The organism is Robertmurraya korlensis (genome assembly GCF_023715225.1).
Classification (GTDB): Bacteria; Bacillota; Bacilli; order Bacillales; family Cytobacillaceae; genus Robertmurraya_A.
The window spans coordinates 73,594-97,700 of sequence record NZ_JAMBNS010000007.1 but is presented as its reverse complement, the minus strand read 5'-3'; the positions used below and the strand labels follow the sequence as shown (position 1 = coordinate 97,700).

The 24,107-nt window shown below is 37.4% G+C and carries 26 protein-coding genes; 3 read left to right on the top strand and 23 right to left on the bottom strand.

Annotation, left to right across the window (positions count from 1 at the left end):
• Positions 1-17: 17 nt before the first annotated feature.
• From M3175_RS13845 to M3175_RS13810, 8 genes are all read right to left on the bottom strand, one after another.
• A complete protein-coding gene (locus tag M3175_RS13845) occupies positions 18-1,139 on the bottom strand; it encodes a sugar ABC transporter substrate-binding protein (RefSeq protein WP_251519843.1) in 1,122 nt (373 codons plus the stop codon).
• A 169-nt stretch (positions 1,140-1,308) separates the two neighbouring features.
• Positions 1,309-1,758 (bottom strand): flavodoxin, encoded by a 450-nt coding sequence (locus M3175_RS13840; protein WP_251519842.1) that lies wholly within the window; start codon positions 1,756-1,758, stop codon positions 1,309-1,311.
• 11 nt (positions 1,759-1,769) lie between these two features.
• A complete protein-coding gene (locus M3175_RS13835; protein ID WP_251519841.1) occupies positions 1,770-2,657 on the bottom strand; it encodes a hypothetical protein in 888 nt (295 codons plus the stop codon).
• The gene (locus tag M3175_RS13830; RefSeq protein WP_371321696.1) at positions 2,650-3,117 is read right to left on the bottom strand and encodes a flavodoxin; all 468 of its coding nucleotides are present in this window, start codon (positions 3,115-3,117) and stop codon (positions 2,650-2,652) included. The genes M3175_RS13835 and M3175_RS13830 overlap by 8 nt, the downstream gene beginning before the upstream one ends.
• Before the next feature lie 141 nt (positions 3,118-3,258).
• On the bottom strand, positions 3,259-4,572 hold the full coding sequence (locus M3175_RS13825) for a S8 family peptidase (RefSeq protein ID WP_251519840.1): 1,314 nt from the start codon (positions 4,570-4,572) through the stop codon (positions 3,259-3,261).
• Between the two features lie 319 nt (positions 4,573-4,891).
• Complete coding sequence (locus M3175_RS13820) at positions 4,892-5,380, bottom strand: methylated-DNA--[protein]-cysteine S-methyltransferase (RefSeq protein ID WP_251519839.1); 489 nt, start codon at positions 5,378-5,380, stop codon at positions 4,892-4,894.
• A complete protein-coding gene (locus M3175_RS13815; RefSeq protein WP_251519838.1) occupies positions 5,373-6,278 on the bottom strand; it encodes a DNA-3-methyladenine glycosylase family protein in 906 nt (301 codons plus the stop codon). Before M3175_RS13815 ends, M3175_RS13820 begins: the two co-directional genes overlap by 8 nt.
• The gene (locus tag M3175_RS13810) at positions 6,275-6,847 is read right to left on the bottom strand and encodes a bifunctional transcriptional activator/DNA repair enzyme AdaA (protein ID WP_251519837.1); all 573 of its coding nucleotides are present in this window, start codon (positions 6,845-6,847) and stop codon (positions 6,275-6,277) included. Before M3175_RS13810 ends, M3175_RS13815 begins: the two co-directional genes overlap by 4 nt.
• Positions 6,848-7,180: 333 nt before the next feature.
• On the opposite strand from M3175_RS13810, the gene M3175_RS13805 reads away from it, so the two are divergent.
• On the top strand, positions 7,181-8,098 hold the full coding sequence (locus M3175_RS13805; RefSeq protein ID WP_251519836.1) for an aldo/keto reductase: 918 nt from the start codon (positions 7,181-7,183) through the stop codon (positions 8,096-8,098).
• A gap of 38 nt (positions 8,099-8,136) precedes the next feature.
• Here the strand turns inward: M3175_RS13805 and M3175_RS13800 are convergent, their stop codons facing one another.
• Positions 8,137-8,628, bottom strand: coding sequence for a YhcN/YlaJ family sporulation lipoprotein (locus M3175_RS13800; RefSeq protein WP_251519835.1), 492 nt, complete (start codon positions 8,626-8,628; stop codon positions 8,137-8,139).
• A 149-nt stretch (positions 8,629-8,777) separates the two neighbouring features.
• Positions 8,778-9,227, bottom strand: coding sequence for a MarR family winged helix-turn-helix transcriptional regulator (locus M3175_RS13795; protein WP_251519834.1), 450 nt, complete (start codon positions 9,225-9,227; stop codon positions 8,778-8,780).
• 208 nt (positions 9,228-9,435) lie between these two features.
• Here M3175_RS13795 and M3175_RS13790 point away from each other — a divergent pair, with 208 nt between their 5' ends.
• Positions 9,436-9,861, top strand: coding sequence for an organic hydroperoxide resistance protein (locus M3175_RS13790; protein ID WP_251519833.1), 426 nt, complete (start codon positions 9,436-9,438; stop codon positions 9,859-9,861).
• 50 nt (positions 9,862-9,911) lie between these two features.
• Here the strand turns inward: M3175_RS13790 and zupT are convergent, their stop codons facing one another.
• Positions 9,912-10,712, bottom strand: a complete 801-nt coding sequence (gene zupT / locus M3175_RS13785; protein ID WP_251519831.1) for a zinc transporter ZupT — start codon at positions 10,710-10,712, stop codon at positions 9,912-9,914.
• A gap of 265 nt (positions 10,713-10,977) precedes the next feature.
• Positions 10,978-13,350, bottom strand: coding sequence for a polyprenyl synthetase family protein (locus tag M3175_RS13780; RefSeq protein ID WP_251519830.1), 2,373 nt, complete (start codon positions 13,348-13,350; stop codon positions 10,978-10,980).
• A gap of 257 nt (positions 13,351-13,607) precedes the next feature.
• Here M3175_RS13780 and M3175_RS13775 point away from each other — a divergent pair, with 257 nt between their 5' ends.
• Positions 13,608-13,907 (top strand): hypothetical protein, encoded by a 300-nt coding sequence (locus M3175_RS13775; RefSeq protein ID WP_251519828.1) that lies wholly within the window; start codon positions 13,608-13,610, stop codon positions 13,905-13,907.
• Positions 13,908-13,972: 65 nt separating this feature from the next.
• Here M3175_RS13775 and M3175_RS13770 read toward each other — a convergent pair whose 3' ends face one another.
• The 11 genes from M3175_RS13770 to srlA all read right to left on the bottom strand — a co-directional run bounded on the left by M3175_RS13770 (position 13,973) and on the right by srlA (position 24,097).
• Positions 13,973-14,401, bottom strand: a complete 429-nt coding sequence (locus M3175_RS13770; protein ID WP_251519827.1) for a VOC family protein — start codon at positions 14,399-14,401, stop codon at positions 13,973-13,975.
• A gap of 150 nt (positions 14,402-14,551) precedes the next feature.
• Positions 14,552-15,529 (bottom strand): bile acid:sodium symporter family protein, encoded by a 978-nt coding sequence (locus tag M3175_RS13765; RefSeq protein ID WP_251519826.1) that lies wholly within the window; start codon positions 15,527-15,529, stop codon positions 14,552-14,554.
• A gap of 154 nt (positions 15,530-15,683) precedes the next feature.
• Positions 15,684-16,730: an aldose epimerase family protein gene (locus M3175_RS13760; protein WP_251519825.1), complete on the bottom strand. Its 1,047-nt coding sequence runs from the start codon at positions 16,728-16,730 to the stop codon at positions 15,684-15,686.
• A gap of 14 nt (positions 16,731-16,744) precedes the next feature.
• On the bottom strand, positions 16,745-18,232 hold the full coding sequence (galT, locus tag M3175_RS13755; protein ID WP_251519824.1) for a UDP-glucose--hexose-1-phosphate uridylyltransferase: 1,488 nt from the start codon (positions 18,230-18,232) through the stop codon (positions 16,745-16,747).
• Positions 18,233-18,250: 18 nt separating this feature from the next.
• The gene (gene galE, locus M3175_RS13750) at positions 18,251-19,240 is read right to left on the bottom strand and encodes a UDP-glucose 4-epimerase GalE (protein WP_251519823.1); all 990 of its coding nucleotides are present in this window, start codon (positions 19,238-19,240) and stop codon (positions 18,251-18,253) included.
• Positions 19,237-20,421, bottom strand: coding sequence for a galactokinase (locus M3175_RS13745; RefSeq protein WP_251519822.1), 1,185 nt, complete (start codon positions 20,419-20,421; stop codon positions 19,237-19,239). The genes galE and M3175_RS13745 overlap by 4 nt, the downstream gene beginning before the upstream one ends.
• A gap of 231 nt (positions 20,422-20,652) precedes the next feature.
• The gene (locus M3175_RS13740; RefSeq protein ID WP_251519821.1) at positions 20,653-21,297 is read right to left on the bottom strand and encodes an HAD family hydrolase; all 645 of its coding nucleotides are present in this window, start codon (positions 21,295-21,297) and stop codon (positions 20,653-20,655) included.
• Between the two features lie 49 nt (positions 21,298-21,346).
• Complete coding sequence (locus M3175_RS13735) at positions 21,347-22,021, bottom strand: transaldolase family protein (RefSeq protein ID WP_251519819.1); 675 nt, start codon at positions 22,019-22,021, stop codon at positions 21,347-21,349.
• Between the two features lie 86 nt (positions 22,022-22,107).
• On the bottom strand, positions 22,108-22,476 hold the full coding sequence (locus tag M3175_RS13730) for a PTS glucitol/sorbitol transporter subunit IIA (protein WP_251519817.1): 369 nt from the start codon (positions 22,474-22,476) through the stop codon (positions 22,108-22,110).
• A gap of 58 nt (positions 22,477-22,534) precedes the next feature.
• Positions 22,535-23,539: a PTS glucitol/sorbitol transporter subunit IIB gene (gene srlE / locus M3175_RS13725; RefSeq protein ID WP_251519815.1), complete on the bottom strand. Its 1,005-nt coding sequence runs from the start codon at positions 23,537-23,539 to the stop codon at positions 22,535-22,537.
• A gap of 12 nt (positions 23,540-23,551) precedes the next feature.
• A complete protein-coding gene (gene srlA / locus M3175_RS13720; protein WP_251519813.1) occupies positions 23,552-24,097 on the bottom strand; it encodes a PTS glucitol/sorbitol transporter subunit IIC in 546 nt (181 codons plus the stop codon).
• Positions 24,098-24,107 lie beyond the last annotated feature (10 nt).

Genomic DNA, 24,107 nt, shown 5'->3' with positions numbered 1-24,107 from the left:
ACAACTCTGTTTATTTTTTAAAGTCCAGTAAATTCACTGGCTTCGTAGTAACCTGAGTCAATTAATTCACTCTTCACATTTTCCTCATCAACAACGATAACATCTGTTTGTTTTGCTTTTACTTCTACTTCTCCGTTATCATAGCTACCCGTTGTTTCAGGTGTCTTTCCATCGAGGATATCAACTGCCATTCCCATTGCATCCGTAACAAGGGTACGAACATCCTTAAATACTGTCATTGATTGTTTGCCATCGATTACATATTGAATAGATGCTTTTTCTGCGTCTTGTCCTGTTACTACAAAGCTAGTAACTTCTCCGTCAGAAGAGAATACGTCTGCAATAGAACGAGCTGTACCATCGTTTGGTGCAAGAATAGCCACATCACCCTTCATATCTGCACCAACCGCTGTTAAGTGTGTTTGAGCTTTGTTTTTCGCTTCATTTGGATCCCAGTTTGTTGTTACTTGACCAAGAATTTTACTCATTTCATCACGAGTTAATTCAGCTTTATCCTTTAATTTCTCAGCTTCACTTGAGTTTGCGATGGTAAATGTTCCATCAGCAATCTTCGGTTGAAGAACGCTCCAAGCTCCTTCAAAGAACAAGAATGCATTATTATCAGAAGCAGCACCAGCATATAAGTACAATGGAACATTTGAACCTTCTGCAGAATCAATTAAATATTGACCTTGAGCCGCACCTACAGCTAGACTATCAAATGTTACATAGTAATCTACTGCATCTGTGTTTGTAATTAAACGGTCGTAAGCAATAACGGTAACTCCGTCCTTCTTCGCAGCTTCAACAGCAGCCGCTGCTGCATCGCCATCTTGAGGGCTAATAATTAGTACTTCAATACCTTTGTTTAATAATGTTTCTACATTTTCTTTTTCCTTAGCAGAAGAGCCTTGGCTAAATAAGATTTCTGTTGTATATTCAGAGCCTGATAGAGCATCTTTGAATCTTTGTTCGTCTTGAACCCATCTTGGTTCATCTTTAGTTGGTAATACGATTCCTACACTTACTTTTTTACTACTGCTACCACCACCGCTGCTCTCGCTGTTACACGCAGCAAGCATACCTGCGACTAACATAAAAGCTAGCATTAAAGAAATCGTTTTCATAAACTTTCTCATCTTGTTTCCCCCTTAATATTTGTCTCATTTGGTTACAAGTTAATTATAAAAAGTCGAAGATTGTTATGTAAGCGTTAACACTAGCATTGTTTTGGTATCGTCTGCAATTTTTTATTCTATAGTACAAAAAGAGTGGGCCTGGTTGACCAAGACCCACTCCTTAATGCTTTTAACTACTTTTTTCAAAAACAGTTAATGCTTGCATGACAAACTGATTGATCTCTTCTTCATCTGCTTTGCTTGGATTAAATTCTATTCTTAACGGTTCTCCTAAGCATACCCCGTTCTGATTCTCAATTAATTCCTTAAGTTTATCTAATGCACCGCAGAATTCAGGATAGGATGTATCTCCTGATCCGAATAAGGCAAATGGCTTCTCCTCTAATTGTAACTGTTCTATTTCTTCAATAATATCTAGACATTCATCTGGATAATCTCCATCTCCCCAAGTATACATTCCGATAAAGATGAGATCGTAATTCAAGAAATCGCTAGCAGGTAAGCTAAGCATATCCTTGAGATCTACCTCATGGTTATGCTCCTTTAGTTTTTCAACGATTATATCTGCGATCGCTTCTGTATTTCCAGACATACTTGCGTATATAACACCAATTTTCATTATTATCGCTCCTAATGAACTAGTTTTCTTATTTCATAGCTTCGATCAATCCACTTGCTTTCAATGGGAGAACTGATAAACAATTCATCTTTAAAGCCTGCCCCCCTAAAACCATGCCCTTCTATGGTTTCAATCGGTAAAAGAATTTTCTTCTTTTTGTCAATCTCATAGATCCTAGAGAATCCATATTCATCCTGACTTGTAGTTGTATATAAGTGCTTTCCTACGTTAAATACATCTAGAAATGCCTTCTCAGCATTGGATTGTTCGAATGTCCTCCACCTCGATCCATGAAGTGACTTCATCTCAATAGATCCCTCTTTAGACCTCGCATTTCCTTTGGCAATAAGGATACAATTCTCGCTATCTATATAAATAGAAGAAATCATGGAGTCTAATTCTTTTTTTACAAGAGTTAATGCCCCACTTTCCAAAGAATAACTCCATAGGCCACCTGATTCTCTATTTATTTGAGTCCCCATGTATAAGTGTCCTTTATCCAAAAATAACGAGCGGATAAATGGTTTAATCGACAATTCTTTAAAAGGATGGATAACAGACCAGTTGGAACCAAAGTTATATGAAATATAAAGCTTGCTTCCTCCATGGGTAATAATAAGACCTGACTCATTCCCTGTGATGTCCCAAAGTCGTTGTGGTGTTGGGAAAAATGTATGTGTCCATTTATTGTTATAAGGGTTATAACGAACAATTAGCCCATTGTCTCCTATTCCAAAAATATATGGAGAAATACATACTAGTTTATAAATACTGTGTGAAAGGGGATACTGCAAGAGCCATTCACCTTTTTCAAAAGAGTATAGACCTGCATTTTTCACAGCTACAATAAACGGTAATCTAGAGGTGGATAAAACTGCAGTAGACCCTTTTTCAAACATATGTAAGCTTCTCCCCCTTATTCGCCCATTGATATACTAGCTTCGCAAACTGTCTGCATTCGTCTACTTCCTCGTCTTCATCCGGGCTTAGTTCAACCTTTAATTTTCCCTCGAACACATCACATCCCTGTTCCTGCAGTGATGCTGCCATAATATCCACGGCCATGCAAAACTTAGGATAAAGCGTATCACCTGACCCAAAGCAAGCCGCCTTTACTCCATTTAAATTTAGTTTTTTGAGATCATCGAAAAACTCTTCGACCTCATATGGGAGATCCCCATCTCCCCAGGTGTACGCACCAAAGAAGAGGCAATCGTAGCTGTTTAAAGAATGTAGATCTACTGTTTCTAAATCAAGTAGATCTATCTCACATCCACATTCAAGAAGAGTTTCCTTCAAAATATTTGCCATATCCTCTGTATTACCAGACATACTTACATAGCCAATAAATATTTTCACTGTTCTCCTCCTCTAATTGAAAATGATTATCATTATTACTAAAATAAATATAATCGATAATGATTATCAATGTCAATTACATTTTTTCCAACTATTCAATACAAATAAGAGCTCCCCTATATAAGGAAGCTCTACTTATTATTATTGAGGAACGGATTCTTCTGCGTTTATATAACCTGAACCATAAATATTCTTATCTCGATCCCGCCAAACATCTGTGTTAGACATTAATAATTTTTTGACTTGATCAGGTGTTAAATTAGGATTTGCCTCTTTCATTAACGCAACAACCCCTGCACAAATGGGCGTGGCCATTGAAGTACCCGATAAAGTAGTATAGTCATTTTCTACTCGGCTGCTTTTTTGCAATTTATCTAAATAGGAATTAGGCGATCGCAATGAAACGATATTGACTCCAGGTGCTAATATATCTGGTTTTACTCCTCCATAGATGGTTGGACCACGACTAGAGAAGCTCGCAACATCATCGTCGTTTCTCTCTACAGTATTCCGATCATCAAGCGCACCTACCGTTATGACTTTATCACTTAATCCAGGACTAGCAATTGTACCTTTTTCTGGCCCTTCATTCCCAGCCGCCACACAAACAACGATCCCAGAGGCCCACGCTGACTCTACCATCTTAACCATTGGATCATCATCTTCAGAACGGTATTTTTGTGCGGTACTTCCTAACGACATACTGATGATATCGATTTTATTATTTGGGTTATTTTCGTTATATTGAATACACCAGTCCACCCCTTGCATCACGGTTTCAAGTGAACCTGACCCCAATTTATCTAGTACCTTTACCCCTACCAAATTGGCCCTTGGAGCAGGCCCCCCATAATTGACAGAGGCAGAAGCAGCATCTCCTGCACAGTGAGTACCATGACCATTATCGTCGTAGGCTTCTGTTCGATTATTGATAAAGTCAACAAAATCTGTAATTCTCCCTGAAAGATCTGGATGTGGATAGATTCCTGTATCTATGATGGCAATTTTCACACCATTACCAGTTAATGTTGTCCCGTTTCTAACAATATTTTGAGCATTAGCCGAGGGTACTGCTACATTAAGAAAAGCCTTTACCTCACTATTGAGATACACTCTTTTAATATGATGACAACTATTGAGCATTTCCTCTAAACCACTAGGAGTTATATCAGCACTACAGCAGGAAACTCTAGGAAAATGACTCTTAATTTTGTTTCTCATATGATGATTCATCACTTCATCTACTTCTTTACACCCAGCATCGTAACAGCCTTCCTGAAATTCAATAATCACCGAGTACTTTCTACCTATCTTTAACATCCCTTCAAACATGTTATGCAAAAAGCAAGGCGTCCACTTAAAGGGTTTATACAAGTTTAATATTTGTTCCCTTAATGGCCGCTCCAACTTATCCGCATGCGCTCTTACCATTTGGACCATTGAATACCCGAACAATCAAATTCCCTCCTATCATATTCATTCTTTTACTGATATATGAAGAGGAGAGAGAGCTTGCGTCGGCGCTTGTCCACATTAGGAAAAATAAGGCGCATAATAAGTGCCTATTCAAATCTTCTCGATAGAGTAGACATTAAAAAATCCTATTAATTAATGATATTAATAGGATTATTACTCATATTATTCAGTTATTTAAAAACTAATTTTCTTACCTAGTTGGACAATTCCACTGTTTTGCATGGAAATGGTTTGTCCCTCTTTAAATTCTATTAATAGAAATAAAAAGCTCTATCACCTTTGTGTTAATAGCTCCCGATTAATTTTTCTCCATAAATACTTCATGTTCATGTTGAAGCAACCATTCCTTCCGCCACAATCCACCTGCATATCCTGTGAGTTTACCACTAGACCCAATGATTCGATGGCATGGGATGACAATACTTAACTTATTTCTACTATTTGCATGACCAACTGCTCTAATTGCTTTCTCATTGTTAATCCTAATAGCAAGTTCCTTATAAGTATCTGTATCACCAAACGGGATATTGGCTAATGCCTTCCACACTGTTTGCTGAAATTCTGTTCCCTCTAATTTATAAGGAACAGTGAATACTTGGCGTGCCCCCTTGAAATATTCATGGATTTGCTTCAAACAATCTATTAATACTATAGGGGTTTCCTCTTTAATGGTATGTTGAATCTGGTCCCGATCTACGAACATGATGGAATAAATCTCATCCATTGAACCGATTATTTCTAATACACCTATTGGTGACTGATAATCGATTATATATCTGTTAGTCATAAAGAGACCTCCATAAATAGAAAGTTGCATACGACTGCCAACCTTCCCAATTTGTCGCCATTACTTTAATTTCATGTATCCTTGGTTTATTCTCTAATCCTAATTGGAGCTTTAATGCATTATGTAGTCCTACGTCTGCAATCGGAAACGAAGAATGTTGGTGAAAGCATTTCATCATTACATAGGCCGCGGTCCATGCCCCTACTCCCCTGATTTTCATTAACTGGTTGTGTAGTTCATGATACTCCAGATGCTTCAACTTTTCTTTTGTTATTTCACCGCTTACCATAATCTTTGCAATTCCTATGATATATTCAGCTTTTCTAGTCGTAAATTGAAGATTTCTTAGGTCCTCTACCCTTACCTTTGCAATCTCTTTATATGTAGGATATATCCAATACGTTTCTCCTTCAAAAGTTAGACTATTTCCGTAACTCTCAACAAAACGTTTTTTTAGTAAGTAAGCAAATGGTAAATTGATTTGTTGCCCCATAATGGCCCAAGTAAGAGCTTCGAATAAGTCAGGAATACCTACCATTCGCAACCCATAATATTTCTCTGCCATTCTCTTTAATAGTTGATCCTCATTGGCCATTTGATAAAATCCCTCTAGATCTGAATGGAAATCAAACCACTCTTCAATGTAATTGACAACCTGTATTCGTTTGCTATTATTTGGTGCAACTATCGGAAATTCAACTTTTATTATGCCTTCAGCTTCTAAAATCTTAACTAAAATCATTTCTTCTTGAATTAGTAGCAACTTATATAAATAATGATCTTTTATTCGATGGAGAACTTCTTCTTGTGACCGTCCTAAAAACACTAAGCACTCAGTAAACTTGAATTCCTTGGGAGGGTAAATTTCAACATGTGACTCATGATTGACCCACTTCATCTGATCTGTTCCTCCTTACTTGCTAACCGATATTCACTAGGGGAACAGCCCTTTACCTTTCGAAATGCTTTGTAAAAATTAGAGGAGCTTTGGAAGCCTATCTCATAACAAATCTCTAAATTTGTTTGATCCGAAAATTTTAAAAGATGTGCTGCCTTATCAACTCGTATTTTTTCCAGATAGGACCTAGGAGTTTCCGCTATTTCCTTCTTGAATAACCGATTAATATAGAAAGAACTCACTCCCACATGACTTGCCACATCATCCAGTAGTAACGGTTCCTTATAATGAGTAACTAAAAAGGAAATCACCTTTGTTATCAATTCAGCGTTTGGAGAAAGAGGTGCATCCGGCTTACATCTTTTACACGGCCGAAAGCCAGCCTGTTCTACTTTTTTCATGTCTACATAAAATTCAACATTACATTTTTTCGGCTTTCTCGAACGACAAGATGGCCTGCAATAGATTTTCGTTGTTTTTACTGCTGTATAAAATAGTCCATCGTAAGTATGATCACACGCAATAATTTTTTCCCACATCTCTTCAAAAGAAAAATTGATTTCTCGCATTAAAATTATCCCTCCTTGACAATCATTTTAATGATAATGATATCTCAAGTTTACCAACATGATGTTCCTTCTTCCTCCTCATTCTTGCACTTATGGTCTTACGGAAAAACATCAAATTATATTTTCACTATAGGAAGCTTCAAATAAAAGACTCAACCTCCATCCCAGCCATAGTTAATAGTTGAATAACACCAAAGGGTATGGCAAAATATGCTTGTACACATTCGTGAAAGCGTGCACATTATGCTTACGATCGGTTAATGAGTTGATAATAGGAGCATTAGGAACTATTCACTCAACAATTACCCCATCTTACACTTGGAGGGACTATACTTGAGAACGATTAGACTAGGAAACAGTACATTAGAGGTACCTGTTGTTGCAGTTGGCTGTATGAGAATAAGCGCACTTGAAAAATCCGAGGTTGAGCGCTTTATCAAAACAGCATTAGAAGAAGGAGCTAACTTCTTTGATCATGCCGACATATATGGTGGTGGTGCTTGTGAAGAAATATTTGCAGATGCTATCAACATGAATGATGATATTCGAGAGAAAATGATTCTTCAATCCAAATGTGGTATAAGAAAAGGGATGTTTGATTTCTCTAAAGAATACATATTAGAGTCAGTGGACGGCATTTTAAAACGTCTGAAAACCGATTATCTTGATACACTTCTACTACATCGACCAGATGCTTTGGTTGAACCTGAAGAAGTAGCTGAAGCCTTTGATATCCTTGAAGCATCAGGAAAAGTACGTCATTTCGGCGTGTCAAACCAAAATCCAATGCAGATCCAACTTCTTAAAAAGTATGTAAAACAACCTATTGTAGCAAACCAACTACAATTTAGTATCACAAACTCTACAATGATTTCTAGCGGAATTAACGTGAATATGGAAAATGAACCTGCAATTAATCGCGATGGCAGTGTGCTTGATTTTTGTCGTCTAAATGACATTACGATTCAACCTTGGTCTCCATTCCAATACGGTTTCTTTGAAGGAACCTTTTTAGGAAATGAAAAGTTCCCTGAATTGAATCAACAAATTAATCAACTAGCAGAAAAATACAATGTTAGCAATACAAGCATAGCCATAGCTTGGATTTTACGTCATCCTGCAAAGATGCAGCCTGTTGTTGGTACAACGAATCTAGATAGATTAAAGGATTGCATCCAAGCTAGCACAGTTCACCTTACTCGTGAAGAATGGTATAGCATTTATCGTGCCGCTGGAAATATTCTTCCCTAAAAAAATAGACAAACACACTCGCAAAAACGAGTGTGTTTTTATTTTTCACTTTCAACCCCAAAAAAGTTCATAACTGTATTAGAAAAATCTCGATACAAACTGACTTTGTCCCTGCCAGACCTTATATCATGAGCATAGGAGTTCATCGTTGTATAAAAGTCTGGATTTACAGATACGTACACTTTATGAATTTTATTATCTGCCTTTCGAACCTGGTCAGCTATCTTTTGATTTAATACATCTGACAGACTTCCATATTGATTTGGTTTAATGGCAACATACGCATTATTATTAGAGTAAATAACATTAGCCCGGTTTACTTCTGCTAATTTCTCGACATATTGTTCTGCTAGTTGCGACACCCTTATCGTAGGATCTACCTTTTCTGTTTCATCATTCAAGATTCTTGACTTAGCTTGGCTGCTTTGTGATTGCTGATCTTCTGCTTTAATATCAAGAACATTAAATCCACATCCAGCTAGAAAAAATGACATGATTGTTACAACTAAAAACACCATATATCTGTTCAAAGCGCTCACTCCTGATCATTCTTTCAACCTATATGTTGGCTAAAAATATTAGATATATTCAGAAGGGAGAGCTCTTGACATTCAAAAAGTCCAACCGTTACGGAAGGACTTTCTGCTTAATACACTTCTCACCTAGTCCGTGAGAGATCTCATTTCATACTTGCTGTATTCACGTTATGAAGTAATTTTTTTATCACATTATTAATCGTAATAACTTCTTCCTCTGTCATTCCTGTTGATTCTAATAGTGACCGTGGGATACAAACAGCCTTCTCTTTAAGGTGATTTCCTTCCTCCGTAATGGTAATCATCACAACCCTCTCATCTTCAGCCGATCTTTTGCGTTCAACGAGACCCGCTGCTTCCATTCTTTTTAGCATAGGAGTTAAGGTCCCAGAATCAAGTCCAAGAAGTTCTCCTAATTCTTTCACCGTGCTTTGCTTCCTTTCCCATAAGACAAGCAAAACCAAATACTGTGGATAGGTTAAATTTAATTCGTCTAGAAACGGACGATATAAACGAAAAATCGCTCTTGAACAAGCATATAAAGAGAAACATAAATGGTCTTCTAGTTTCACAAATTCATCTTCATACTTCATGATTCATCCCTCAACTTCTAAAATAATGATAATAAAATTAATTTTATAAAATCATATCGTACCCATTCTTTATCGTCAAACCTTCATTTAAATTGTACACAATATAATTGTTGACAATTAATATCTCATCTATTATTATGAACACATAAGTTATTTAATTTTGCACAATCTAAATTAGAAAAAAATACATTCAAAAAGGATGATTCTTATGTCAAACGTATTATTCACATCTAGTGTAACTGCCGTTGGAGGTAGAGAAGGGAAAGTTCAATCTCCTGAAGGTGCTATTAATCTTGATATCGCAATGCCAGGCACACCAAGAGCGAAATCATTACCAAGTGCAACAAATCCTGAGCAATTATTCGCGGCAGGATACGCTGCTTGTTTTGACGGAGCTCTTCAATTTATGGCAAGATCAGAACGTGTAAAATTTGAATCCCAAGTTACAGCAAACGTTAGCCTAATAAAAGATGAAACAGACCAAGGGTTTAAGCTTGGTGTAACACTACAAGTAAAAGGTACTGGAATTGAAAAAGCTGTATTAGAGGACTTAGTGCAAAAAGCTCATCATTTCTGCCCGTATTCAAAAGCAACAAGAGGAAATATCGAAGTAACCTTAGAAATCGTAGAATAAGTACAAAAAAGGCTTTCGACCAACTGTCGAAAGCCTTTTTACTTCTCCATTTAAATGAATAATAACAAGCTGAGTGCCATTACAGCCATTCCACCGATTAACCCATAAATGGATAGATGAGTTTCATCATATCTCTTCGCGGCAGGTAATAATTCATCGAGTGAAATAAATACCATAATTCCTGCCACGGCGGCAAAGATGATGCCAAACATAACGTCGTTTAAGAAAGGCATCAAAAACAGATAAGCAACTAACGCACCAACTGGTTCTGATAGTCCAGATAAAAATGACAGTTTGAATGCCTTTTTCTTATCACCAGTGGCAAAATATACAGGCACTGATACGGCAATTCCCTCAGGAATATTATGAATAGCGATGGCTACCGCTATGGCAATCCCTAAACCAGGGTCCTGCAAAGCCGAAGTAAACGTCGCGATCCCCTCAGGAAAATTATGAATGGCAATCGCCAGTGCTGTAAAGGTACCCATCTTTAATAAGCTTTGATTGTTCGGTTTATCATTCATATCCTCAACTTTTTTCAACTCATGTGGATTTCCTTGTTTGGGGATAAATTTATCAATTAATGTTATTAACAACATCCCACCGAAAAAACCCACCACTGTCATCCAGTTACCTAACACATTCCCCATAGAACCTACAAGTGCATCCTTTGCTTTTACGAAAATCTCAATCATAGAAACATAGATCATCACACCTGCCGAGAAACCTAGAGTAACAGAAAGAAACTTTGTATTTGTTGTAGAGGTGAAAAACGCTAACACACTACCAATCCCCGTGGCAAGCCCTGCCATTAAAGTTAGCCCAAAAGCCAACAACAGATTCTCCGTCATTGTAATATCCTCCTTAATTTTTGTTAAAGGCATTGAGACCAAGGACACTATGTTTCCTTAATCAAACTTTTTCATTAAAAAAATATAACTATTTCACTAATCTTTATAAAGGATATGTGCGTGTGTAAAAAATGTGCCATAAACTTTAAAAATTTCACTAGTAAACAATTGTTTCCCTAATACAACTTTTATTATATATTTATACCAGCTTTACGGCAATCAATATTTTCATAGGTAAAAAAAATGATCCCTTTAATAGGGATCATTAATGATCACGGTTTACGATATAATTCAATAAATGCTTTAAAAAAGGAATATTTCGTGGAATCTCCCGCAACGCTTCCGTTGCCTGACAAAAGTGCTCCCACATTTCCCTTTTTGCACCATCTTTCCCTAGGATTGAGACAAATGTGGAATTATTATTTCCTGTATCTTGACCGGTTGGCTTTCCGAGCAGGTTAACATCTCCTTCTACATCAAGGAGATCATCTTTAATTTGAAAGGCAATGCCGGCATGGTGAGCGTATTTTTTCAAAGCTTCTATTTCTGTGGGGCTTGCCTCTGCAAGAATGGCTGGCATAACAAGGGAAGCTTCAAACGCTAAACCCGTTTTATATATACTCATATGATTCAGCTGGTCTATGCTTAATTTCTTCCCTTTCGATCCAAGGTCCATCGCCTGTCCTTGACACATAACTCCAGTCATATGTGCAGAATAATGGATAAGCTTTAACACCGTTTGGGGTTCATAGGAATCTAGAGACGCTTGCTCTTCCATCGCTTTCTGGGTCAAAAATAAACCTGATATTTCAGCCACAGCTATGTTATATACACGGTGAAGGGTTGGCCTCCCTCTTCGAGTATCTGAATTGTCTTGAGAGGGAAGATCGTCGAAAATGAGAGAAGCAGTATGCAAATATTCCAATGATTTTAATAAAGGAAGGATGGATTCCTTATTTAAACTGAATCCCTGTACCCCCATCACCCAAGCCATGATCGACCGCAGCCGTTTCCCCTCGCCTTCAAGGCTGTAATTAGCTGCTTCAATAATTGCTTCGTTTGATACATCTACATCTCTGTTAGGAGCTATTGGTAAGATTCTGTTGATTTCATCCCGGACCTCGTCAATGGTATTTAGAAATTCCTCTTGCTCTTTCCTCTCGTTTCTTAGTGTTGTAATGATGTGATCTCGAAGTAATTTATCCAAGAAATCCACATCATCGGCTTTTCTAACCATCTTCTGTATGAGACGATTAAACATTTGGTTCTCTGTTGCAAATATCTGCATCACTTCGTTGTACTTCTTCGTTCCCATTTTTTCTTTAAAGCGTTTTAAGCCATTGATGGCCCGATCCAAAATTACCTCGCATGTTTTCTTATCTGACTGAAAGACCTTATGTATAAGGTAATAGATAACGGTCCAGTACATTTCAAAGGGATTGATTAAATCATTTCGTACCCCTTTATACTTCATATAATAGGTATAAGGAGTGACCGCACCGTCCTTCATATCATCAAACATATCTGCAAAATCATCCGCTAACTGATTATAGATACCATAATAGAACGTTCGATCCGAAAATCCTTCATCTTGAGGAGCATCAAGGACGGACCTAGCAATTAAACGTGACGAAGATGATTTTAATATGACTGGTACATACAAATCTTTATTTGAATAAGTGGAATGAGATAAATCCCTCTGCCGATCGACTTCTTGAGATTGAAAAAAAACATACGATTGCTCGAAAAATAAGGTCAGAGATTCACGTCTTTGATGAGCTTTGATATATTCAAAGGCTGTACCCAATTCTTGATGAATAAAACGAATTAAAGATTCGTTCTTCCCTGACCACCTTCCTAGTTCAGGCACAGTCCCTGTTGTTAGCGTTGTACGAATCAAATTCGTATATCGTTTGGTTTCTTCATCCGACAGCAACTTAGCATCGAGAAGGTCGTCGATAAACGGATACGTTAAACCATAGCAATATCCTAGCCGGATCGCTTCATCCAACTTTTTAGCACGCTCTTTAGAAGATATCTTGTCATCCATCTCTTCAAGGACATGCATAAGGACACCAGCAATGATTTTAATCAGCTTCCTTTGAGCATGATCTGCGTCCATTCCCTCTGGAATATTCTCTGAAACGGTCTTCAATTTGCCTATTAACCAGATCATGGTTAACTCAATACCTTCCTCTTGAGCCTTTCGGTACAAGCCAGCCATCCCTAATAGATCATCTTGATTCTCTCCATTTAAAAGAATACTATTCTTCCAACTATTTACCGCGCGGCTAATACTAGCCAGTGTTTCGGCAGAGTTCAAGGATTTTCCGAGATCGCGCATATAAAGGTAAGAAATACTCCGATCCAAGTAGTTATCCAGTTTACCTGTATGGTCTAGCCATTGAAGGTAACTTTGATATCCTTTTGAACTTGCACGTTTCTCTCGATTAGAGAACAAGGATAATATGGAATGATGACGAATATGATTGTGTTTCCACGAGTGAATATCATCCATTAAAGCTTTCGCGTACGATTTTTTTCCTGCCTCATTATTAAGCATTAGAAAATATTGTTCTGCTTTTTCCTCAGCCTGTCGGTAACAGACCTCCGCATTTATTATTAAGTCAACTGTCATTCTACACATTCCCTCTACTAAGGATCTTCTATATGTATTTAATATCGTATAATTGATAGGATTATTCCGATTTTTGTGGTGTAATTTTATTCTATCATTATATATTTATTAGGTATAAAATTAGCTTAACTTTATTCATTGGGTTCTCTAGACTTTTGTCATGAAACAATGTTTGCTTCATCGAGATTGATGTATAAAATAAATGTATAACATAGATACCAAGCGAGATGGATTTATAAGTGAAAGGAAAGAAGAAGATGATTAGTAAGGCAGATGTTATAGAACGGTTACGCTCTTTATTAGGGAAGGAGCTTACAAGCGTAAATTTACACGAAGCGATCTTTTGTGAAGTTAAGCATCAAAAAATACTTCGACGGTTTCATGTAGGTACGCATACCTATGTAGAGTTTAAATTAGATAAAAACCATGACACACCCGAATTTGTCGACATTACCATACCAGGAAATCCCAGCACGTTCCGTTTAGGTCTTGAAGAAAAAGATGGACAACTGATTATCGTATCTGAGCCGAGGATTAACTTTTCATATTTAAGTTAATAGGTAACGCCCTAAGATGGTCTTAGGGCGTTTTCTTGTAGCTGTTAATGTATAAACACTTTTAATTAATCGTTTTTAACCTCTGTTGAAACCTGCCATGTCATATTGAATTTATCTGTTACCTGTCCATAAGCTGGGCTCCAGAAGGTTTCTTGTAATGGCATTAATACTTTGCCGCCATCTTGTAATTTTTCGAAAACCGCTTTTGTTTTTTCAACACTATTAATCATTATGGCAATTGTTACTTGAGAGCCAATCGGATAAGGCTGTCCTGGGAATGTATCGGAGAGCATGAGATCGGAATTTCCTATCTTTAAATGTGCATTTAACACTCGGTCTTTTGCCTCAGCAGGAGTTGGGTATTCAGGATTTTCTGGCATATCCCCAAATGTCTGAAGTGAAACAACCTTTGCATCGATCGCATCTTCATAAAACTTAACCGCTTCTTGCCCATTTCCATTCAATACTAAATACGGATGAATTCCTAAAATCATAGGACACCTCTTTTGTTTTATTTTACAGAACACTTGTTCTATATTAGGATATCAGAATAATCCTGCATATGCAATATTTTCTATCACTAGAATTTCCACTTTTCTCAAATAAAAAACCCGTACACTTTTGAAAAGCGTACGGGTTGCATTTTATTTTTGAATTTCTACAGAGTCTCCAGTGGCATTTTGACTATTACTAGCTTTTTCAGCTTTCTTACCCCAATAATTTGCAAGGAGTGAGCCTGATACATTGTGCCATACGCTGAAGATGGCTCCTGGTACTGCTGCCAATGGAGAGAAGTGTGCTGCCGCCAATGCCGCAGCAAGTCCAGAGTTTTGCATGCCTACTTCAATGGAAATTGCTTTTTGGTCACTGTAATCCATTTTTAACAATTTAGCTGCTAGGAAACCTAATAGGTATCCTAATGCATTGTGTAAAATAACTACTGCTAATATTAATAGTCCACTTTCAAGGATCTTTTCTTTGTTTCCACTAACAACCGCTGCCACAATGGCTACGATCCCAATAACTGATACTAATGGAAGAGCTTTAACGCTTTTTTCAACTTGAGTGCGGAATAGAGTTTTCACAATTAGGCCTAAGATAATTGGTACAAGAACGATTTTAACAACAGATATAAACATAGCGCTGAGTGACACCGGTAACCATTTGCTTGCTAATAAAAGAGTGATGGCCGGAGTTAAGATTGGAGCTAATAAAGTGGAAACAGATGTAATTGATACAGATAAGGCCGTGTTGCCTCTTGCTAAATAAGTCATAACGTTTGAAGATGTTCCCCCTGGACAAGAACCAACAAGAATAACCCCAACAGCCACTTCAGCTGGCAACCCAAGAACCGTTGCAAGACCAAAGGCTAAGAATGGCATAATTAAATACTGTGCCAATACACCGATAAATACTGATTTCGGCTGTCTGAAAACCTCTTTAAAGTCATTTACCGATAACGTCATACCCATTCCAAACATGATAATTCCCAATAATAAAGGGATATGAGGACCAATCCAAGTAAACCCTGTAGGAAATAATAATGCCAACCCTGCAAAAAGTAGTACCCAATAAGCAAAGGTATTTCCTGCAAATACTCCTGCTTTTTCTAATGCTTTCATAGTAGTATACCCCCTGTGAAAAAATATAGTTTTCATTATACTCCAAAAATTTATAATTTTGTAATATTTTTTGACAAATTTTTTTAGTAAAATTTTATAATAAAAAAATGAGAGCCTTTACATACCTGATGGCTCTCACTTTTCCTATAAAAAATTATTTTATTTTAAACGACCATTTTGTTTCCGAACGGTACATTTGACCTTTCTCTACTACCGTACTCGGAAAATGTGAATGATGTATCGCATCAGGAACTCCTTGTGTCTCCAAACACAAACCCAAGTATTTCTGTGACTTTCTGCCACGTATGCTATAATCATTACCTAGCTGTGTCCCTGTGTAGAGCACAACGGCGGGTTGATTCGTTTCCACAACTAATAGACGGCCACTTTCCTCATCATATAATGAGATTGGTGCTGATTGGTCATTATTTAACATAAAAGGATGATCGTAGCCATTCCCAACTAGTATGTTTTGAGGATGCTCCGAAACCACTCCTTCTTGAATCCTTCGACCTTCACGAAAATTAAAAACCGTATGATCAACATGTATCATTTCACCTGTTGGAATCAAACGTTCATTTAATTCAAGAAAATAATCACTCTTCATCATCAGTGTGTGATCCTCAATCGTTCGCTTTAAATCACCACTTAAGTTAAAATACGTATGGTTTGTCATATTAAGGATGGTTCGTGCATCACTAATTCCTTCATAGTTGAGAAAAATTTCATTCGCATTTGTTACTGTATATGTTACAGAAACGCGTACATTTCCAGGATAGCCTTCTTCTCCATCTTTGCTTTCGTATCGATAACAAAGACTAACTGAATCCTTTTCTTGCACCACGTCAACATCCCAGACTGTTCGATCAAACCCTTTTAATCCACCGTGCAGATGATTTCCAATGTTATTTTGGGCTAACTCATAGGTTCTTCCGTCGAGTTCAAAACGGCCTCCAGCAATCCTCCCAGCATGTCTTCCGATGACTGAACCGAAATAAGGTGAATTTGCTTGATACTCTTCAATCGTATCAAACCCTAACACAATGTTTTCAAGAATACCTCTGCGGTCAGGTACCACAATTTTCGTAATGGTACATCCATAGTTAATAGAAGTGACTTGCATGCCTGCAGCATTTTCAATCGTATGTGCTACGATCGTTTGACCATCATGCTGGCCAACTACTGACTCTGATATTTTCATAGAAAAGCCTCCATTTATAAACTCTTACAGAAACGTCGAAATGCCACTTGACCATCGGTATCTCTTTTGAATACTCCCGCATCCTCAAGCACTCGTTGGAATTTTAACCCTACTTCTCTTCTTAACATTTCTTCAGCTGTATCCTCCGACCATTCGGTTTCATACTTACTCTTTAATTCCTCGGTCCATGTGAGATGATAGTCTTTTACTAAAGATGACTTTCCTAATAAATACGCTTTTACTTCCTCTAATTCTTCCTTCAATCTGGCAGGGAGAACCGCAAGGCCCATGACCTCTATTAACCCAATATTCTCTTTCTTAATATGATGAACATCGCTGTGCGGATGGAAGATTCCTAATGGATGCTTTTCACTCGTTCGGTTATTTCTTAATACCAAATCGAGTTCGAATTGTCCTTCTCGCATTCTAGCAATTGGAGTAATCGTGTTATGCGGTGTATCTTCGGAATAGGCATGAATACCAATCTTTTCATCCGTGTATTCCTTCCAACTAGTCAAAATATAATCCGCTGCTTGAATGAGTTCTTCTTTACTTCGTGATCGTAAACGAATGACCGACATTGGCCACTTGACTGTTGCCGCAGATACATTTGAGAATTCCTTCATCTGAAAAGAATACTCTTCGCCGGCTCTTGCCATCGCAAATTCATAATTCCCGCCTTGGTAGTGATCATGAGTTAAAATTGATCCCCCTACAATTGGAAGATCCGCGTTTGAGCCAACGAAATAATGAGGAAACTTTTCGACAAACGATAATAATCTTTCAAATCCTTTTCGGGATATTTTCATATCACGATGCTCTTTGGAGAGGACTATACAATGTTCGTTATAATACACATATGGTGAATACTGAAGATACCAGGGCTCATCCTCTAACTCTAGTCGAATCATTCGATGATTGGAGCGAGCTGGGTGTCCAATTCGACCCTCGTAGCCCTCATTCTCTTCACATAGAAGGCATTTTGGATACTGAACATCCTGTTTTTTCTCTTTTTCGAGGGCAATTTGCTTTGGATCCTTTTCTGGCTTCGATAGATTGATGGTAATATCAAGTTCTCCATAGGGAGTATCTGTTTTATAACTAATATTCTTTGCAATACTCTTGGTTTGTATATAATTACTGTTTTGACTTAATTGATAAAAATAGTTTGTGGCACATGTTGGATCCTTTTCATAGTGAAGATAAAAACGACGATTCACATCCGATGGTCTTTGCACTAGAACATTCATGAGCTTGCTTGAAAAGATGTCTTTGTCTGCATCCAGGGTTCCAACCATCCCTTTTTCAAAAGCATACTGAACGATTTCCTCTAACAAATCTGGTATGCTTACTCCCTTTCCCCCTTCGATTTTCTCAGGGAAGTCAGCTAGTTGTAAAAGAGACATTATCTGGTTTCTTGCATATATTTCATCTTCCCGTTCAATCATTTCACATTCCATTGATTGATCAAGTAGTGTTTGAATCAAAGCATGTATTTCCATGGAGTGTTTCTCCTTCCGTTACTTTTCGTACCCATTTGGATGTGACTGATGCCAGTTCCATGCGTCCTCAATAATTTGCTCAATATGTGTTCGCTTAGGACTCCAACCAAGCACCTGCTTTGCTTTTTGAGAGGAAGCAATTAACTTTGCTGGATCTCCTGCTCTTCTTGCCACGATTTTTTCAGGAATGTTATGCCCCGTAATTTTCCTTGCCGCTTCAATAATTTCCAACACGGAAAATCCTTGATTACTACCAAGATTGAAGACATTGCTTTCTCCACCAGTTTCTAAATACTTTAAAGCAAGAATATGTGCAGCAATTAAATCCTCTACATGAACATAATCACGGATACATGTTCCATCTGGTGTATCATAGTCATCTCCAAACACAGAGATGAATTCTCTTTGCTCAAGTGCCACTTGTAATACTAGCGGAATCAAATGTGTTTCTGGTGTATGGTCCTCTCCCACTTCTCCAGTAGGTCTTGCTCCTGCTACATTAAAGTAGCGAAGCGCCACATACTTCATTCCGTATGCACCGCTGCACCATTTCAGCATTTTTTCCATCGTTAACTTCGTCTCTCCGTATGCATTGGTCGGAAGTGTTGGCGTATCCTCTGTAATCGGCATGATTTTTTGATCACCATACGTGGCTGCCGTTGATGAGAATACAATATTCTTCACATGGAATTCATTCATTACTTCCAGTAACACTTGCGTCCCATACACATTATTATCAAAGTACATAAGTGGCTTTTCCATGGATTCACCAACAAGAGAATTGGCTGCAAAATGGAGAACCCCTTCAATTTTTTCCTTTTGAAAAATGGAGGCTAAAAACTCTTTTTCTCTTATATCACCTTTATAGAAAGTAGCTTGAGGATGGATGGCCTGTTCATGTCCGGTTTGAAGGTTATCAATGACAACCACCTTGTATCCTTGATCAATTAGCTGGTGTACTGCGTGCGAACCAATATATCCTGCTCCACCTAACACTAATACGCTCATCGTATCAACTCTCCCTTAAGCTCTTTCGTTCCGTCCCCAATACTCGCTACATAGAAGGTTGCTTCATATCCAATTTTCTCTTTATAGCTTTCTCCGACTTCTTTAATAAATAAATCAACGCAATTCTTGTCTACTAGAGCAATGGCACAGCCTCCAAACCCTGCGCCCGTCATTCGAGCACCAACTGTCCCTTTTTGGCTCCAAGCCGCATTTACAAGAGTATCGAGTTCAATACCTGTTACTTCGTAATCATCTTTAAGAGATGTATGAGAAGCATTCATCAGTTCTCCAAAGTAAGCAAGGTTTCCTTCTTTTAGGGCTTTCAAAGCCTTAATCGTACGACCATTTTCATACACGGCATGCTTTGCTCGTTTTTCTAAAAGTTCATCTCCAATCAACACACGATTCGCTTCAAATTGTTCTTCTGTTAAACTACCTAATGCTTCGATATCCAATTTAGCTTGTAAACGACAGAGAGCTTCTTCACATTGTGCTCGGCGCTCATTGTACTTCGAGTCGGCTAACTCCCGACGCTTATTCGTATTCATAATAATAATTTTGTGTTTTTCTAGATTAAGAGGGGCATATTCGAAAGTAAGAGTCTGGCAATCTAATAAAATCCCACAGTTTTCCTTCCCCATGCCAATCGCAAATTGATCCATGATGCCACTGTTTACACCAATAAACTTGTTTTCTACCTTCTGACCTAGCTTTACAAGCTCCACTCTGTTTAATTTCAGATCGTATACCTCATCAAGGATGACACCCATTAACATTTCTAGTGAGGCAGAAGATGATAGACCCGCACCATTTGGAATGTCCCCATGGATTAAAAGTTCAAATCCGTTTGGCAGAATTCCGATACTTTCCTGAACATAGCGAATCATCCCTTTTGGATAGTTTGCCCAATTATGAGCCGCCTCGTATTCCAAGGAATCTAGTGAAAATTCAATGATCCCCTTGCCAGGAAAATTTTCTGAATACATACGAATCAAACGGTCTTCCCTCTCCCTTACTACTCCGTACGTTCCAAAAGTGATGGCAGCTGGAAACACATTCCCGCCATTATAATCCGTGTGTTCTCCTATAAGGTTAATTCTCCCTGGTGAAAAAAAGAGTCGCACCTGATCTTCCACTTTAAAAATCTCTACAAACTTCTTAAATAATCCCTGTTTATCCATGGTTATCATCCTTTCGCTTTAACTGTTTAAAATCTAATGAATATCTTTAACGATGGTTTAAATTCAGATAATTGAAAACGTCTACACTGTTTATTTTATTCTTTAAGTAAATTTTAGTCAATGTTTTAGTAAAAGTTTTATTAGTCAAATTAGTGCAACAAAAAAATCCTTTCAAGTCATTTGAAAGGATTTAAAAAAACAGCAATTTTTAGTTTTCATTAAAGGTTTACCCTACTTCTCCAAAGCCTCTATTATTTTTATCACATCAATTAATGATTCAATTTTATAATCCGCTGAGTCAATATCAAACCCAAATGTTGAATCAATTAATGCTGCTACTTTCAGACCCGCTGCTTTGGCTGCCTCAATTCCATAATTAGAATCTTCCACCACTAGCAATTCCTCTTTTAATAAATTCATAGAGTTTACTGTGTAATTATATATCTCTGGATTAGGTTTCGTTTCTACAAACATTTCCCCACTAACTAGAATACTAAAATACTCTTTTATTCCAAGTTCTTCTAATACATACTGAATATTTTCCATTTTCGATGAGGAGGCAAGCCCTACTTTAATATTTTTTGAAGATAGGTAATCTAATAGTTCATTAACATATGGTTTTTTTATTTTCTCGTATTCTACCGTTTTCGCTTTAAAATAAGATTCCCTTTTGTGTTTTGCTTCTTCGAAGGAGATATTTAACTTTTTTGAGAGGTATTCTATGTCGACCTTAACAGATGCTCCAACCAAAAAATTCAGCTCTGATATGTCAACAAACACTTCGTTACTCTCAAGAAATTCATGAAAGTGTTTTCGAAAAACTACTTCACTGTCAATTAATACACCATCCATATCAAAAATAACACCTTTAATCATATTTTTCCTCCTCAGGTATACGTCAATAACTGGTTCATTTCTATTAGTATTAAACCATTAGGGATATAGTTTCTTTACCATATAACTGTACCCACTCATCTCTAAATTTACAAACATCTTTTTCAACCGATGAATGTTCAAGCATCGCTTTTATTAACTCTGGTGAAGCAGTTATTCCATGTGCTCCTACTAGTGCAACATTTAGAAGTTGCTTAACATTTTTAAAACTAGCTGCAAGGACTTGGCACGGAAGGTTATGTATCGAAAAAATCTGAGTAATTTCTGAAACTACATTAGTACCGTTTCCTAAATTATCAATCCTGTTCACATAGGGAGCAACATATTCAGCCCCTGCTTTGGCTGCTACAAATGCACTCATTGGGGTATATACAGTCGTAGCTAGCGTACGTATCCCTTCTGCTTTTAATAACTTTATAGCTTTTATACCTTCTTCTGTTACAGGAATTTTTATAACAACTTCCCCAGATATTGAGTTAGTTACATAATGAGCCTCTTCAACCATATTCTCCGCTTTATTAGAAATCACTTGAACGAAGAGCTCTTTCTCTTCTCCGATCACATTTCTTATTTCTTTCAACAAAGGTAGAAAAGGTCTTTGTTCTTTCACAATAATACTGGGATTCGTTGTCACTCCATCAATTGGAAAATACTCGTTTAAGTCTCTTATTTCCTTAACGTTTCCTGAATCAATAACTATTTTCATATTGTCACCTCTTAAAAAGAATAAATGCTTAGCTTTTGACACTTCTTCTATTGAAGATGTGTCAAAAGCTAAGCATCTGTTTTTTATTATTTACTAATAATCTGTATTCCACTTCCTGGCTCAATGTCGGCAGTGATATTTGCATCTTCAAGGTAGAGTGTTCCAGGTAACTCCGGACTTTGCGAACCATCAAACTTTAAGGTAATATGCCCAAGAGAAACAAGGTTTTTCTTTACCGCATCTCCTACTGCAGTAATAGCATACTCTTTCTCACCCATTTTAAGAATATCTCCCACTACAATGTCTCCTTCAACAGGGTTTACATCAATAAGCAGGCAATATTCAGCTAATTCTATTGGAGCGTTATCTCCAAATAAAATAAACATTTTTTCTCCAAGAAATTCAGATACTGATGGACCAAGTTTATTAATTTTTGTTTCATATTTTGTTAACATCATGAAGTCTCCTTACGCTAATTCTATTTTCAAAATCTTACTATCATTTAACATTAATTTAGTCATACAATCCAAAGCTTGCTAGCCATGCAATAAACACAGTTGGAGCTCCGGTTAAGAATCTTGAATAGAGTACTGACGGCACTCCTACCTCTACTGTTTCAACCTCTGCTTCAGCTAAACCTAGGCCAACTGGAACAAAATCAGCTGCTGCTTGAGCATTGATTGCAAATAATGCTGGTAATGCAAGATGCGCTGGGATGTTCCCTTTACCAATTTCTACACCAATTAACGTTCCTACTACTTGAGCAATAACTGCACCAGGTCCTAAGAATGGGGAAAGTAATGGGAAGGAACAAACAAGTGCTATCACTATTAATCCCCAAATACTTCCTGCAAACGGTGAAAGGAATTTCGCGAATACGTCACCGATTCCTGACTCAAGAATAATACCAATCAACATCGCAACAAATGCCATAAAAGGAAGGATGGTTTTAATAACTGTGTCAATGGCTTCACGTCCGGCTTGGTAAAAAACACTTGTAATAGAACCCATAGCCATACCAACTCTTGCCATTAACCCTTTTGGTGCTTGTTGTTCACTAATCTTTTTATTCGTACTGTATTTGCCTTCTTGTTTTACCTCTGGAGCAATTTCGTCCTTTACACTTGATGCTGCTAATTCAGAAGCATTAGTAAGTTCAATATTCTCCACCTTTACTCCAGAAACGTAAATGTCTTCAGTAATATGTTTGGCTAGAGGACCACTTTGACCAGTAGGCATGATATTAATTGTTGGAATTCTTTTCTGTGGATATAAACCACAACGTAACGTTCCACCACAATCAATAATCACGCATGCCATTTCACTTTCTGGAACAGAAGTTTTAAATCCGTCTACAAGCTCGCAACCAGTTAATTCAGCAATTTTATCAGCAATATCTGGTCTTTGACCCCCTGTAATATAAACCACTTTATTCTTTTCATTCGTTGGTGTAATTACTAACGGACCACCAAAGCCGCCAGATCCTTTTGATACTTTAATTGATTGATATGTTGTCATTTTTTCCACCGCCTATAATTGAACTGTATCTTTTAATTTTACGTTTTGCTGTTTTGCAACATATGCTGTTGTTAGATCGGTTACCCAACCTCTTAGGAAGTTTGTTACTATTCCAACTAAGAAATAACGAAGTGCTAATTCTGTAACATCGTGTCCAAGTGTAGTAATACCCGCAGAGATTCCTAAGAATACGAATAACTCACCTGGGTTAACATGTGGGAATAACCCATTATGTGTGTGACAAGAATAAGATGCTGCCGCGTAATAACTAGGCTTATATTTTTCAGGTAGGAAACGCCCTAGAGATAGTGTCATTGGATTAGCTAGAACAAATGTCCCGATTACTGGTAATACAAAGTATCTTGTAAAAGGGTTTTTCCCTGACTTTTTGGCTAATTTCTCTACTCTCGCTTGCCCAACGAAGTGTACAAGAGCATTCATCGCCACCAATAACATAATGAGGAGAGGTACTATCCCAGTAACAAGATCTATAAAAACCTCTCCACCATGCCTAAATAAATTCATAAATCCTTCCGCTGCTTTTATAACAAGCTCCATAAAACCACCC

Coding starts and splice junctions, on each gene's coding strand:
- M3175_RS13845 (WP_251519843.1), bottom strand. CDS start 1,139: ATGAGAAAGTTTATGAAAACGATTTCTTTAATGCTAGCTTTTATGTTA.
- M3175_RS13840 (WP_251519842.1), bottom strand. CDS start 1,758: ATGAAAATTGGTGTTATATACGCAAGTATGTCTGGAAATACAGAAGCG.
- M3175_RS13835 (WP_251519841.1), bottom strand. CDS start 2,657: ATGTTTGAAAAAGGGTCTACTGCAGTTTTATCCACCTCTAGATTACCG.
- M3175_RS13820 (WP_251519839.1), bottom strand. CDS start 5,380: ATGACTAACAGATATATAATCGATTATCAGTCACCAATAGGTGTATTA.
- M3175_RS13815 (WP_251519838.1), bottom strand. CDS start 6,278: ATGAAGTGGGTCAATCATGAGTCACATGTTGAAATTTACCCTCCCAAG.
- M3175_RS13810 (WP_251519837.1), bottom strand. CDS start 6,847: ATGCGAGAAATCAATTTTTCTTTTGAAGAGATGTGGGAAAAAATTATT.
- M3175_RS13795 (WP_251519834.1), bottom strand. CDS start 9,227: ATGAAGTATGAAGATGAATTTGTGAAACTAGAAGACCATTTATGTTTC.
- M3175_RS13790 (WP_251519833.1), top strand. CDS start 9,436: ATGTCAAACGTATTATTCACATCTAGTGTAACTGCCGTTGGAGGTAGA.
- zupT (WP_251519831.1), bottom strand. CDS start 10,712: ATGACGGAGAATCTGTTGTTGGCTTTTGGGCTAACTTTAATGGCAGGG.
- M3175_RS13780 (WP_251519830.1), bottom strand. CDS start 13,350: ATGACAGTTGACTTAATAATAAATGCGGAGGTCTGTTACCGACAGGCT.
- M3175_RS13775 (WP_251519828.1), top strand. CDS start 13,608: ATGATTAGTAAGGCAGATGTTATAGAACGGTTACGCTCTTTATTAGGG.
- M3175_RS13770 (WP_251519827.1), bottom strand. CDS start 14,401: ATGATTTTAGGAATTCATCCGTATTTAGTATTGAATGGAAATGGGCAA.
- M3175_RS13765 (WP_251519826.1), bottom strand. CDS start 15,529: ATGAAAGCATTAGAAAAAGCAGGAGTATTTGCAGGAAATACCTTTGCT.
- M3175_RS13760 (WP_251519825.1), bottom strand. CDS start 16,730: ATGAAAATATCAGAGTCAGTAGTTGGCCAGCATGATGGTCAAACGATC.
- galT (WP_251519824.1), bottom strand. CDS start 18,232: ATGGAAATACATGCTTTGATTCAAACACTACTTGATCAATCAATGGAA.
- galE (WP_251519823.1), bottom strand. CDS start 19,240: ATGAGCGTATTAGTGTTAGGTGGAGCAGGATATATTGGTTCGCACGCA.
- M3175_RS13745 (WP_251519822.1), bottom strand. CDS start 20,421: ATGGATAAACAGGGATTATTTAAGAAGTTTGTAGAGATTTTTAAAGTG.
- M3175_RS13740 (WP_251519821.1), bottom strand. CDS start 21,297: ATGATTAAAGGTGTTATTTTTGATATGGATGGTGTATTAATTGACAGT.
- M3175_RS13735 (WP_251519819.1), bottom strand. CDS start 22,021: ATGAAAATAGTTATTGATTCAGGAAACGTTAAGGAAATAAGAGACTTA.
- M3175_RS13730 (WP_251519817.1), bottom strand. CDS start 22,476: ATGTTAACAAAATATGAAACAAAAATTAATAAACTTGGTCCATCAGTA.
- srlE (WP_251519815.1), bottom strand. CDS start 23,539: ATGACAACATATCAATCAATTAAAGTATCAAAAGGATCTGGCGGCTTT.
- srlA (WP_251519813.1), bottom strand. CDS start 24,097: ATGGAGCTTGTTATAAAAGCAGCGGAAGGATTTATGAATTTATTTAGG.